Annotated in this window: 6 protein-coding genes; 3 read left to right on the forward strand and 3 right to left on the reverse strand. The window is 66.8% G+C overall.

The features are described 5' to 3' along the window. The first annotated feature begins 238 nt into the window (after positions 1-238). From F4827_RS27575 to F4827_RS27585, 3 genes are all read left to right on the forward strand, one after another. Positions 239-871: a DUF2760 domain-containing protein gene (locus F4827_RS27575; protein WP_183730024.1), complete on the forward strand. Its 633-nt coding sequence runs from the start codon at positions 239-241 to the stop codon at positions 869-871. Continuing rightward, positions 868-2,712 carry an Hsp70 family protein gene (locus tag F4827_RS27580; protein WP_183730027.1) on the forward strand — a complete coding sequence of 615 codons (1,845 nt, stop codon included), beginning with the start codon at positions 868-870 and terminating at the stop codon, positions 2,710-2,712. The genes F4827_RS27575 and F4827_RS27580 overlap by 4 nt, the downstream gene beginning before the upstream one ends. A 117-nt stretch (positions 2,713-2,829) precedes the next feature. Continuing rightward, positions 2,830-5,673 (forward strand): Hsp70 family protein, encoded by a 2,844-nt coding sequence (locus F4827_RS27585; RefSeq protein ID WP_183730030.1) that lies wholly within the window; start codon positions 2,830-2,832, stop codon positions 5,671-5,673. Between the two features lie 72 nt (positions 5,674-5,745). Here F4827_RS27585 and F4827_RS27590 read toward each other — a convergent pair whose 3' ends face one another. The 3 genes from F4827_RS27590 to F4827_RS27600 form a co-directional block, all read right to left on the reverse strand. Continuing rightward, positions 5,746-7,170 carry an MFS transporter gene (locus F4827_RS27590; protein WP_183730033.1) on the reverse strand — a complete coding sequence of 475 codons (1,425 nt, stop codon included), beginning with the start codon at positions 7,168-7,170 and terminating at the stop codon, positions 5,746-5,748. Between the two features lie 647 nt (positions 7,171-7,817). After that, positions 7,818-10,208: a TonB-dependent siderophore receptor gene (locus F4827_RS27595; protein ID WP_260175459.1), complete on the reverse strand. Its 2,391-nt coding sequence runs from the start codon at positions 10,206-10,208 to the stop codon at positions 7,818-7,820. Positions 10,209-10,581: 373 nt separating this feature from the next. Beyond that, positions 10,582-13,497 carry a winged helix-turn-helix domain-containing protein gene (locus tag F4827_RS27600; RefSeq protein ID WP_183730038.1) on the reverse strand — a complete coding sequence of 972 codons (2,916 nt, stop codon included), beginning with the start codon at positions 13,495-13,497 and terminating at the stop codon, positions 10,582-10,584. Positions 13,498-13,533: the final 36 nt, after the last annotated feature.

Consider the following 13,533-nt stretch of genomic DNA (forward strand, 5'->3'; position numbering starts at 1 on the left):
CGCTGAACCCGCCAAACCCGCGAATTAGCGGCTTTGCGGGCCTGAATCCCTCTGCCGAACGGCCAATTTGCCCGTCTCGCGCTCACAACAAGGCAAAATACGGGTTTTCGAGCCCGTGCCGGGCTCACATTTTTCCTGCCGGTTTGGCCCCCGCCCTTAGCAGACGCCGCCCGAGGACGTATCATCCGGGCCTCGCTTGCCCGGGAGGACCGCGCGCGAGCCCACTGGAGTTGTTTTAATGACCGAACCCAAGATTTCATTCGCAGGCCGCCTTTCGCTCGCCTTCGGATCGTTTTTCGCCATCCTCGGCAATGCCGAGCTGGCCGCCGGCGTGCGCCGCCTGCGCAACGGCGAGACGTTTGATGCGCCTGTTTCCGCACCCGTCGCTGCGCCTGCCGCGCCTGCTGCGCCTGCCACGCCCGTTGTTACACCGGTCGCGCCCGCCCCGGCCGCCGCGCCGGTCGCGCCTGCCGCCAGCGCCATCGAGGAAGCCAGCCCGCAAGCGGCGCTGCAACTGCTCGGCCTGCTTCAGCGCAACGCGCGCTTCGTCGACTTCGTCGAAGAAGACATCGCAGGCTACGCCGATGCTGAGATTGGCGCGGCCGCGCGTCTGGTCCACGAAGGCTGCCGCGCGACGCTGCGCGAGCACTTCACGATCCGCCCGGTGCGCCCGGAAGCCGAAGGCAGCCGCGTGAGCATCCCCGAAGGCTTCGACGCCACCGCCATCCGCCTGACCGGCAATGTGGTCGGCGCGGCGCCCTTCAACGGCACGATCAGCCATCGCGGCTGGCGCGTCGAAGACGTCAAGCTGCCCAAGCTCGTCAAGTCGCATGACGCCAAGGTCCTCGCACCGGCTGAGGTGGAACTGTGAGCGAAGCCCGTTATTCCATTGGCGTCGACCTCGGTACGACGCACTGCGCGCTATCCTGGGTCGATCTCGCCGGCAGTGACGGCGAAAAAGCCGTGCAAGGCGTGCTGCCCGTCACGCAACTGACGGCGCCCGGCGCGATCGAATCGCCCGAGCTGCTGCCCTCCTTCCTCTACCTGCCCAACGCGGGCGAGCTCACGCCCGGCGACCTGACGCTGCCGTGGACCGCCACGCGCGACTACGCCGTGGGCGAAATGGCGCGCAGCCGCGGCGCGGGCACCCCGATTCGCCTCGTCTCCAGCGCGAAGTCGTGGCTGTGCCACCCGGGCGTCGACCGCCGCGCGGCGATCCTGCCGAACGACGCGCCGCCCGAGGTGGCGCGCGTGTCGCCGCTCGAAGCCTCGATCCGCTACCTCACGCATCTGCGCGAAGCATGGGACGCGGCGCATCCGGACGCGCCGCTGCGCGACCAGGACGTCACCGTGACGATCCCGGCCTCGTTCGACCCGGCCGCGCGCGAGCTGACCGCCGAAGCCGCGCAGGCCGCCGGTTACACGCGTATGACGCTGCTTGAAGAACCGCAGGCCGCGCTCTATAGCTGGATCCAGAAAAGCGGCGGCGGCTGGCGCAAGGACGTGAAGGTCGGCGACATCATCCTCGTGGTGGATGTGGGCGGCGGCACGACCGACCTTTCGCTGATCGCCGTGGTCGAGCGCGAAGGCAATCTCGAACTGCATCGCGTGGCCGTGGGCGAGCACATCCTGCTCGGCGGCGACAACATGGATCTGGCGCTCGCCCACGTGGTCGCGCGCAAGCTCGCGGCGCAAGGCACGCAAGCCGATCCGTGGCAGTTGCGCGCGCTCACCTACGCGTGCCGCTCGGCCAAGGAAACGCTGCTGACCGATCCGAACGTGGACACCGTGCCGCTGGTGGTGCCCAGCCGCGGTTCGAAGCTGATCGGCGGCTCGATCCGCACCGAGCTCACGCGCGCGGAACTCACGCAGATCATCCTCGAAGGCTTCTTCCCGCAGGTGGACGCCGCCGCGCGTCCGGCCGTGCGCACCCGCGTCGGCCTCACGCAGCTCGGTCTGCCCTACGCCCAGGATGCGGGCATCACGCGCCACCTCGCCGCGTTCCTCGGCCGCCAGGTCGCGGCGCTCGCGCAAGTCGAAGGCTTTGGCGCACCCGCCGAAGGCGCGAGCTTCCTGCATCCCACGGCCGTGCTGTTCAACGGCGGCGTGTTCAAGTCGGAACTGCTCGCGGCTCGCGTGCTGGACATCGTCAACGGCTGGCTGGCCGCCGAGGGCGCGCCCGCTGCACGTCTGCTGGGCGGCGCGGACCTCGACCTCGCGGTTGCACGCGGCGCGGCCTATTACGGCTACGTGAAGCAAGGCAAGGGCGTGCGTATTCGTGGCGGCACGGCGCGCGCGTACTACGTGGCGGTCGAATCGGCCATGCCCGCGGTGCCGGGCCTGGAGCCGCCGGTGTCGGCGCTGTGCGTCGCGCCGTTCGGCATGGAAGAAGGCACGGACGCGCCGCTGCCCGCACAGGAATTCGGCCTCGTGGTTGGCGAGCCGGTGCACTTCCGCTTCTTTGGTTCGTCGGTGCGCCGTCAGGATCAGGTCGGCACGATGCTCGACTACTGGTCGGCGGAGGAATTGCAGGAGCTCGAAGAGATCCAGGCCACGCTGCCAACCGCTGGCCGAACGCCCGGCGAAATCGTGCCGGTCAAGCTGCATGCGCGCGTGACCGAAGCGGGCACGCTGGAACTCGAAGCCGTGCCGTCCGGCAGCGAAGAGCGCTGGAAGGTCGAGTTCGACGTGCGCGGCGGCGTGAGCGCCTGACGCGCTTTACACCCATCGGGCGCATTCACCCGGGCGCCGCCCAGGCCTCGCCTCGCCACAACGGCGAGGCTTGGGCGGTGCCCGTCTCATTGCCAAGCGAGTCAGCATTTGAGCGCGATGAAGCCATACGTCGTCGGCATCGACCTGGGGACGAGCAATACGGTCGTGGCCTACGCCGAAGCGGGCGGCGACGAAATCCGCGTATTCGATATCGAGCAGCTCACCGCGCCCGGCGAAGTGGGGGCGCAGCCGCTGCTGCCGTCGGCGCGCTATCACCCTGGCGCTGGCGAATTACCTGCAAGCGCGCTGCAACTGCCGTGGCCCGCATCGCCAGAAGCTGACGCCGATCAAGCCGTCGTAGTCGGCCGTCTGGCGCGCACGCTTGGCGCGCAGGTGCCGGGGCGTCTGGTCGCCAGCGCCAAAAGCTGGCTCTCGCACGCCAGCGTGGACCGGCTCGCGCCGATCCTGCCCTGGGGCGCGCCCGACGACGTCGGCAAGGTTTCGCCGGTGGACGCCAGCGCGAGCTATCTCGCGCACGTTCGCGCGGCGTGGAACCACCGCTTTCCCAATGCGCCTCTCGAACAGCAGGACGTGGTGCTCACGGTGCCGGCCTCGTTCGACGACGGTGCGCGCGCACTCACGCTCGAAGCCGCGCGCCGCGCGCAACTGCCCGAACTGCGCCTGCTCGAAGAACCGCAGGCCGCGTTCTACGACTGGCTGTTTCATCATCGCGATTCGCTGCAGGCCGAACTCGCGCGCACGCGCCTCGTGCTCGTGTGCGACGTGGGCGGCGGCACGACCGACCTCACGCTCATTCAGGTGCAGGTCGATGAAAACGGCGAGCCGCGCCTGACGCGCGTCGGCGTGGGCAACCACCTGATGCTCGGCGGCGACAATATGGACCTCGCGCTCGCGCATCTGGCGGAAAGCCGTCTGGCGGGCACGCAAGCTCAGGCAGGCAGACTCTCCGCTGCCAGTCTTTCGCAACTGGTCGAGCGTTGCCGGGTCGCGAAGGAACAACTGCTCGACGCGCAGGCGCCCGAATCAGTGGGCGTGACGCTGCTGGGCGCGGGCTCGAAGCTCATTGGCGGCGCGCGCAGCACGCAACTCACGCGCGAGGAAGCGTCGCGCATCGTCGTGGACGGTTTCTTCCCGGCGGGCGACGCCAGCGATCTGCCGCGCCGCGCGCGCGCGGGTATCGTCGAATTCGGTCTGCCTTATGCCGCCGATCCGGCCATCACGCGCCATATCGCGGCCTTCCTGCAACGCTTCGCGGCGCAGTCGCGCGAAGCGCTTGGCTTGCCCGCAAGCGACGCCGCGCCAGCGTCAAACGCGCTGCCCGTGCCCGATACGCTGCTGCTCAACGGCGGCGTGTTCAAAGCGCCCGCGTTGTCCACGCGCCTGCGCGACACGCTGGGCGCGTGGCGCGACGCGCCGCTCACGGTGCTGCAAAACGATCACCCCGATGTGGCCGTCGCGCGCGGTGCGGTCGCTTTTGCGCTTGCGCGCAAGGGCCGCGCGCCGCGTATCGGCGGCGGCTCGCCGCGCAGCTATTTCCTCGTGCTTGATGAAGGCGAAAACGCCGGCGGCGAGACTGCGCAACGCGGCATCTGCCTGCTGCCGCGCGGCACCGAGGAAAGTCACGAAGTGCGGCTGGACGATCGCACCTTCGCGCTGCGTCTGGGCCATCCCGTGCAATTCCATCTGGTCTCGACCGCGGCGGAAACGCGCTGGAACGCCGGGGAAATCGCCGATCTGTCGAACACGCAGGGGGGCGCGCATGCAGTCGCGCAGGCAACTGATTTCGTGCGCCTGCCGCCGCTCGCCACCGTGGTCGCGGCGGAAAAAGGCGGCCGCGAGCGCCCCGTCAAACTCAGCGCGCAACTGACCGAAGTCGGCACGCTGGAAGTGCGCTGCATCGCCACCGACGATCCCGCGCAGCAATGGCTGCTCGAATTCCAGTTGCGCCGCGATGAACACGCGCGCCCAGACGCCGGTGCGCGCGTGCGCCATCCCGCGCTCGACGAAGCTATCGCGCTGATCGAGCGCGTGTTCGGCGCCAAGTCCGCCAAGGTCGATCCCAAGGAAGTGAAGCGTCTGCGCGCGCAGCTCGAACACACGCTCGGGCCGCGTCAGAACTGGGATAGTCCGCTGCTGCGCGAACTGTTCGGCGCGCTCTGGGATCGTGCGGGACGTCGACGCCGCTCCGCCGATCACGAGCGTCTGTGGCTCAACCTCGCGGGTTATTGCGTGCGGCCGGGCTTCGGCTATCCGCTCGACGAATGGCGCGTCGAGCAGTTGTGGACGCTGTTCGACGACGGTATCCAGCATGTCAACGACAGCCAGGTCTGGTCGGAATGGTGGACGCTCTGGCGGCGCGCGGCGGGCGGCCTGAACGCCGAAGCGCAGGAGCAGGTGCTCGAAGCGATGCGCTGGCTCGAAGAAGCGGCCAGCGCGAAACATCACAAGCTGCCGTTCGATCCTGCGAAGCTCGGCAACGCGGATATGACGCGGCTCTACGCGTCGCTGGAGCAGATCGATGCGGCGCAGAAGGTCGAGATCGGCGCGCGCCTGCTGGAGCGCCTGCAGAAGTCTGCGGAGAATCCCCAGAGCTGGTGGGCGCTCGGGCGTATCGGCGCGCGTCTGCCTTTTTACGGCAGCGCGCATGGCGTCGTGCCGCCCGAGGTGGCGGGGCAATGGCTCGACGCGATACTCGCGCTCGACTGGAAGAAGGTCGAACCCGCGATGTTCGCCGCCGCGCAGATTGCACGGATGACGGGCGACCGTTCGCGCGATATCGCACCCGAGCTGCGGGAAACGGTGCTCAAGCGGCTGGAAAGCGCGAACGCGCCACACACGTGGATCGAAATGGTGCGCGAGGTAGTCGAGCTGGATAACGCCGACACAGGACGCGTGTTTGGTGAAGCCTTGCCAGCCGGGCTGAAGTTGATGGGATCGTAGCGGTCGATCAGCACAACGCGCTGCGGTTCCCGCAAACCGGAGCGCGTCATACATCGGTTCAGTGATCGAGCCTCAGTTTCCAGCCTGAACTTCCACTGCTCGCGCCGATTGCACCCCCGGCACGACCGGCACCGCCGCCGGTTGCGCCATTAGCCCCTCCTGCGGCAGCGCCCATTCCAGCCAGCGCGCGCGATGCGCGACCACCAGCCCGAACGCCACCGCCGCCAGGCCGCCGAACGTCGCAAAACCCATCTGATAACTGCCCGTGCTTTCCTTGGCAATCCCCATGATCACCGGCAGATAGAAGCCGCCGATGCCGCCCGCCGCGCCCACGATGCCCGACATCAGGCCCGTGCGTCCCTGCCAGCGGCGCGGCACGAGCTGAAACGTCGCTCCATTGCCCAGACCGAAGCACACATAGGTCAGCGCCAGCAGCGCGATCCCGGCTGCGAACGGCGGCATCCAGGCGGCGAATGCGAAGTCGCACAGCGAGATCGCCGCGAGCAGCAGCACCAGCGCACGCACGCCAGAAATACGATCGGCAATCAAACCGCCCACCGGACGCACCATCGCCCCCGTGAGCGCGAGCAGCGACATGATCACGCCCGCTTCGAGCTTCGGCACTTGATAGAGCGACACCAGCAGCGTCGTCACATACGAGGACATGCCGACAAAGCCTCCAAACGTGATGCTGTAGACGAGCATCACCACCCACGTATCGCCTTCGGCCAGCACGCCGCGATAGTGACGCGGCAGCACCGCGATCGCCAGCAGCGCGCCCATTACCGGCAGCAGCAGCACGCCGGTCTTGCCCGCACCGAACACGCCTGCATGCACGGCCAGCACCAGCGCGAGCAATCCTGCCAGCGTGATGAAAAACGCGCGCAATGCCTTCGGCGCGCTGCCCGACTTCTGGCCAAGGTCGCGTGCCCAGAAGCACACGGCCAGCGCCGCGATGCCGAGCAGCGGCAGCGCCGCGCCGGTCGCATGCGCCCAGCCAATGTTATTGGCCAGACCCGGAAACAGGAAGCCGTCGAGCACCGCGCCGATATTGCCGGCCGCGGCCAGCCCCAGCACCAGGCCCTGCACCTTCGGCGGATAGTTGCTGCCCGCCATCGGCAAGGCCACGGCGAAGCTTGCGCCGCCTACGCCCAGCAACACGCCCAGCACCAGCAGCAGCGTGTACGACGGCGCGCCCGGCATCAGCAGCAGCACCACGGCGGGAATCGACGAAAGCGCGATGCCCATCAGCGCGACCTTGCGGCCGTCGCAGGCCTGATAGAGATTGCCGAGCGTCACGCGCAGAATGGCCGCGCCCAGCACTGGCACAGCCACCAGCAGGCCGAGTTCGGCCGGCGACATGTGGATGTCCTTCTGGATGAAGGGCGCAAGCGGGCCGAACATCACCCAGACCGTGAAGCCGGTGTCGAAATACAGGAAACACGCCAGCAGCGCGCGCCAGTTGCCGCTCTTCAGCGAACTCAAAAGGTCTTTCACGAGGCACTCCCCAGGTAATGGAATCGGATGTGCGATCGACGCTTCGGCACATCTCATCCGTTTAACTTCGCACTCCGATTTATTCGGCGAACCTTGCTTCGGACCGGCCTGCTTCGCGTCTGCGCGCTGCAAACAAAAAAGCGTCCCGAAACGCGTCCGCATGGGAACTCCATGGGAATCACGCTTCGGGACGCCGTTGCCCCGCGCTGCTGGCTGCTGCTAATTGCAATCTGCCAGATCCGATCGTCGCGCTTGTCTGGCGCGGCGATGTCAATTCGTCGAGACCATCATTGGCCTCGCTACTTCACTAAGCAATAGGTATGCCATTCATCGTGCACGGGGGTGGCTGTGGTCGCAAACCCTTGAAAACAGGGCTTGCGTGCGCGATTGCGCAACCGGGCGCACAAAAACAAGGGGCGCATGCGCCCCACCATTCGTGTGCGGCTCGTGTCAGCGTCTGGTGCACCGCAGCGATTAACGCACCAGACGCGAGCACCGGACACGGGCGCGATCAGAAGCGGTGCTACAGCCCCACGCCCACCACGGCAATCGCATCGAGACCGGACGCATCGCCGGGCTCGATGCCGAACTGATCCTGCCGCGCGACGATTGATCGACCGTCGCGCAAAGCGGCCTTAAAACCCGCCTTAAAACACGTAACGCGCACGCAGATAATAAAAGCCGCCGTCGATGCCTATGGGCGATGTCGTCGTGTCGTACACCGCGCCCGCGTACTGCGCCGCGACCGGCATTTTGGTGGGATAGGCATTGAACAGATTGCGCGCGCCCACCGCCACGTTGAAATGCTTCGTGACGCTGTAGCGCGCCTCGATATCGGTGGTGTATTCGGCCTTGCTGGTGAACGGAATAAAGACCGTCACCGATCCCGCATTCGGTCCCGTGCGATACGACTCCTGCGCGGACGTGCTGCCATAGCGCGTTTCATGCAGCGAAAGCCCCCATTTGCCGTAATTCCACACGCCGCCCAGAATGATCTTGTTCTTGGGCGTGCCGGTCGTCAGATACGCGATCTGTTGCGCGTTCAGCAGCGGCTTGCCATTCGCTCCTGCCGCCAGTCGCGTGAGCGAGGTGGTGTTGAAGTTGATGCCCAGATCCCAGTCGATGCTGCCGTAGCGGCCCAGATACGTGCGATACGTGGCGGCCAGATCGAGGCCGCGCGTGCGCGTGTTCGCGCCGTTGGTGAAATAGCTCGCGGATATCGCCGAAGCGGGAATCCCCAATGGCGTCGAGAATCCCGCCAGCCCGATCGCGCTGATAGCCGCTGCGCCGGTTTGCGATCCGCCTTCGACAATACGGTCGCGAATATCGATCTGATACGCGTCGATCGTTACGTTGAGATCGCGCGCGGGCGTCAGCACGAGGCCGATGTTATAGCTGGTCGATTTTTCCGGCTTGAGCGCCTGTGCGCCCAGCGCCCGCGCCGCAGCCGAATTGGCGGCCAGCAAGGCGAACGCCGAGGTGGGCGTCGGGCTGATCGTCGTATAGTATTCCTGAGCAAGTGAAGGGGCGCGAAAGCCGGTGCTGACGCTGCCTCGCAAGGCGATCCACGGCGTGAAATCGTAGCGCGTGGCGATCTTGCCGTTGGTCGTGTCGCCCACGTCGCTGTAGTGCTCGAAGCGGCCCGCCAGATCGATGCGCCATTTGCGCGTGATATTCGTCGACAGATCGATATAGGTGGCCAGCACGTTGCGCGTGTTGTTGCTCTCGCTCGCGGGCGGCAGGCCCACCAGCGCGGGCGTGCCGCCATACAGGTACGAATCCGGCTCGCCCGCGCCCACCGTATAGCCTTCGATGCGATGCTCCACACCCACCGAAACATTCAACGGCGCCGGCAGAAAGCCCAGATTGAACGGCCGTGTGAGATCGAGGTTATTGGTCCATTGCGTGTCCGCCTGGCGGCCGATATAGAATTTGGTGGGTGTCTGGCCCGTGGCCTTGTAAAGCCCGACATTCGCCGACGACGCCTGACTGAAATTGGCGTTGTCGCCGCCATAGGTCGAGCTCAGATCCCATTTCCAGCCCAGCAGATTGTCGCCTTTCGCGCCGAGCGTCACGGAGAAGTCGTTTTCGCTCAGCAGATCCTGCGGCACGAAGCCGTTCGGATACACCGCGGGCAGCACGCTCGCGCCGCGCACGGTCTGATAGCTGGCCGCGTCGCGATGCGCGTAGGTGCCGAAGCCGTAGAGCTGCACGCTATCGTTAAGAAAATAGCCCGCATTGAATCCCACGACCTGCCGCGTGCTGGACGGATCGCCGATATATTTGTTGCTGGCCTCGCCCGCCAGCGCGCCCGTATGCGCATACTGCTCGGTGCGATTGCTGTGATTCTCGCGCGAGACTTCGGCGCTCAGATTCAGGAAGCCGCCGGGCCCCAGCGCGAAACCATAATTCGCCGACGTGCTCTGGCGCAGGCCGTCGCCCTGATACGTCTGCCCGGTGAGGCTTTCGACGTAGCCGCCTTGAGTATCGGATTTCAGAATGATATTGATGACCCCGGCGATGGCGTCGGAACCGTATTGCGCCGCTGCGCCGTCACGCAGGATTTCCACGTGATCGACGGCGCTCACCGGAATCAGGTCGATATCCACGCCAGTCGCGCCTTGCTGCGGCCCGGGGTTGAGCGAGATCGTCGCGGTCGAATGCCGGCGCTTGCCGTTGACGAGCACCAGCACCTGATCCGGCGTGAGGCCGTGCAGCGTGAGCGTATCGACGAGCGCGGCCTGCGCGCCGCCCATCGCCTGACGCTGGATCGCGGGCGAAAGCGACACCAGCGCATCGCGCAGATCGGTCTGGCCCGTGCTCTGCAATTGCGCGGCCGTAATCACGTCCACCGGCGTGAGACTGCGCGTGGCCTTCGTGGCCGTGCGCGTACCCGTCACCACCACGCGGTCCTGCACCTGCACAGCCTGCTTCGACGAGCTTGCGTCCGTCTGTGCAGCGTCACTCGCGTTGCTGACGTTTGTGCTTTGCGCCTGTGCCGCCCCTGTCCATGCCACTGCGGCGATGGCTATCGACATCGCCCGATACGGTGTTCTCATTGATGCCCCGACCCGAAGATTAGTAAGAGATGCTTCGCTATCTGGAATATGCAATAGCGCGCCATCTTGTCTGGGCCAGGGCCGACGCTTCAACTAATTAATTCTGCGAAATTCATGATTAAAGAGCGGGAAAGCGTCGATGCGGTTTGCGTAAAGACTTGTTGATTCGATCAAGCGGGTGCAGCGGCATGGAAACCGTCCGCGATACTGGCGACAGGCGACGTCATGCTTGCGGATTCGCTGCCGCTTTCGATGCCTGGTGCAATTGATTTCGTCTAATGAAAGGCTTTAAAGCCCGCTTAATGCGGGCTTTAAAGGGTGCTCGCCGAGGGCGTTGCAGGCTGCGTGAAGACTAGTCGATGGTTTGATCGAGCGACGGTAGCAGGCTCGCAAGACGCTGCGCCTCAGGCAGGCCCTGCTGATCGACGAATGGCGCGAACGGCGTCAGCAATGCAACCGCTTCGCGTACCAAGCCGTCCTGCGCCAGCGACTGCGCAAGGTCGAGCGCCGCACGCAGCGCCAGCAAACCTGCGCCCTGCTCGTGCGCAAGCTCCATCGCTTCTTTCAAGGTGCGCCGTCCTGCATCGATATGACGCGATGCACCTGCCCCAGCCCCAGCCCATTTCCCATGCCGTTGCGCACGCAACAATTCGGTCACGCCGCGCACGCGCAACAATTCCGCTGCGAAACAGCTATCGCCGTGCGCTGCGCCATGCCGCAGCGCGGCTTCGAGCATGTTGAGCGCGTCGTCGACACGGCCCGCGTTCGCCAGCGCCTGCGCACAGACGGTCTCCAGCGGCACAACCAGACGCCGGAAATCGCGCGAAGCCAGCTGCGCGAGCCCTGCTTCAAGACGTGCGAGACCTCGTTCCGCGCTGCCGGTTTGCAGATCGAGTTGCCCTGCAAGACATTCGCCGTACGCCTGCCAGCCTTCGAAGCGATGCAGCGCCGCCTGTGAGCGCAGCAGCGTCAGATGGCGTTGCGCCTCAGCAAGATTGCCGCACGCGAGATGCAGCGGCACGACCACCACGGCCAGCAGGTGGCAAAGCGTCGGCTCCAGCATGTCGGCGCGCACATGGTTGAGGGCGCGCTGGCTCAGTTGCAGCGCGCGTGCGGCGTCGCCTTCGAGCCAGGCAATACGCGCAAGCGTGCCGGTGCCGAAGATGCGCGGATCGACGGACAGGTCGTTCTCCTCACGCTGGGGCGGCCCGTTCGTGCACAGGCGGTCGAGCTCGGCCAGCGCGCCTTCGAGCCGCTCGCGCGCCTGCCCCAGTTCGCCGAGGCAATGCAACGACGCCGCCAGCATCGCGCTCGCACAGAGCTTCTGCCACGCCGTGCCGCGGCGCGCGGCGCAGACTTCCAGGCGGGTGGCAAAGCGCAGGGAGGCGTATATCTCCCCCGCGTTCATCGACGCGTTCCAGAGGCCCCAGAGCGCGCGCGCGGCAAACGCATCGTCGCCGCGAGTCTCGGCGCGTGCGAGCACTTCGCGCCAGTGCCGCGCGGCGTCGGCGGGCGCGCCGCCGGTCAGCAGCAGGGTCGCCGCAAAGGCCGCGCGCACGCGCATGGCGCACACCGGATCGACCTTTGCTGCGGCATCGGCCGGCAAGCCGTCGAGCGCGGCGAGCGCGCGCGCAGCGCGTTCGTGGCACTCGTGCACGAGTCCGGCGTCGAGCAGCGTGCCCACGAGCGATCCGGCCAGCGCCACGCCCAGCACCGCATCGCCTTCGGGCGAGAACGCCCAGTCCCATGCGCGCCGCGCATCGTCGAGCGAAGGCCGGGCGCGCGCGTGCAAATGATCGTGCGTGCGCGACGGCGCGAGCACGGCGCAATCTTCGATATGCGATTGCAGATAGCGAAGATGACGCTCGCCCACGCGACGCAACGCGCCTTCTTCGCGCAGCTTGCTCATCGCATAGGCGCGCGTGGATTCGGTAAGCCGGTACGACGCGATCGCGCCGCGAAACTCCACCGCCAGCAAAGACTTGGCGACCAGTTCGCCGAGCGAAGCGATCACCGCGGCAACCGGATCGTCCGGTTCGGCGGCCACCGCGCAGACCGCTTCGAAGGTGAACGCGCCCGCGAAGAACGCGAGATTGCGCAACAGCGCGCGCGCGTTGGCGTCCAGCAGCGCATAGCTCCAGTCGAAGGTGGCGCGCAAGGTTTGCTGGCGTGGGGAGGCGTCGCGCGGGCCGCCGCTGAGCAGGTCGAGCCGCTCGTCCATGCTGTGATGCAGGCGCGCCGCCACGCCCTCGATGCCGAGCGTAGCCACGCGCGCCGCCGCCAGTTCGATGGCGAGTGGCAGCCCATCGAGGCGACGGCAGATATCGGCCACGAGGCGCACGCTCGCCGCGTCGTTGCCACAGGCGGGCGCATGGCTGCGCGCGCGTTGCAGGAACAGCGCGACCGCGCCGTGAGCGAGCATCGTTGCCACGCTTGCGCCTTCGGGCGGCACGGCGAGTGGCTCCACGCGAAACAGCGTTTCGGCGCGGATTGCCAGCGGCTCGCGGCTCGTCACCAGCACGCGCAGCGCCGCGCAGCTCGCGAGCGTTTCCACCAGCGCGGCTGCAATGTCGATCACGTGTTCGGCGTTATCGAGCACCAGCAGCGCGCCGTGAGCGGGCAAGACTTCGCGGATCGCCAGCAGCAGACGCGCCTCGCTGCCCATCGCCTGCGGACCAATCTGCCACGCGAGCGCCAGCGCCGCCAGCACCGCTTCGCGCGTTTGCGCAGAAGCCAGTTCGACGAAGCGCACGCTGCGCGCGCTCGACTCGCCTGCCGCATGCGCCACACGCACCGCGAGCGCCGTTTTGCCGACTCCGCCCGAACCCACCAGGGTCAGCACCGGTACGTCCTCAAGCTGCGCGAGGATGCGCGCGACTTCGTCGTCGCGGCCGATCAGCGGCGTGGTGTAGATGGGCAGATGCGCGCTCAGGCGCGGCTCGCCCTGCGCATTCTGCTCGCTGAAGGCCGCCGGATCGCCCACGCGTTTGACGAGCAGATAGCCGCGCCCCGTGACAGTCTTGATGAGTTCGCGATCCTCGCCCAGCGCCTTGCGCAGCGCGGCGATATGCACCTGCAGGCGGTTCTCTTCGACGACCTGCCGAGGCCAGACCGCATCGATGATGTCCTCCTTGGCGACGATTGCGCCGTTGGCGCGATACAGCACCTCAAGGATGTCGAAGGCGCGCGAACTGATGCGCAGCACGCGCGAGTCGCGGCGCATCTCGCGTTGCTCGAAATTGATCCGCAAGGCGCCGATCTTGATCACTGCCCTCTCCTGGAACCGCCGGGGATGCAGCGCGGG

This window comes from Paraburkholderia bannensis, from assembly GCF_014200455.1.
GTDB classification, from domain to species: domain Bacteria; phylum Pseudomonadota; class Gammaproteobacteria; order Burkholderiales; family Burkholderiaceae; genus Paraburkholderia; species Paraburkholderia bannensis_A.

Coding starts and splice junctions, on each gene's coding strand:
- F4827_RS27575 (WP_183730024.1), top strand. CDS start 239: ATGACCGAACCCAAGATTTCATTCGCAGGCCGCCTTTCGCTCGCCTTC.
- F4827_RS27585 (WP_183730030.1), top strand. CDS start 2,830: ATGAAGCCATACGTCGTCGGCATCGACCTGGGGACGAGCAATACGGTC.
- F4827_RS27595 (WP_260175459.1), bottom strand. CDS start 10,208: ATGTCGATAGCCATCGCCGCAGTGGCATGGACAGGGGCGGCACAGGCG.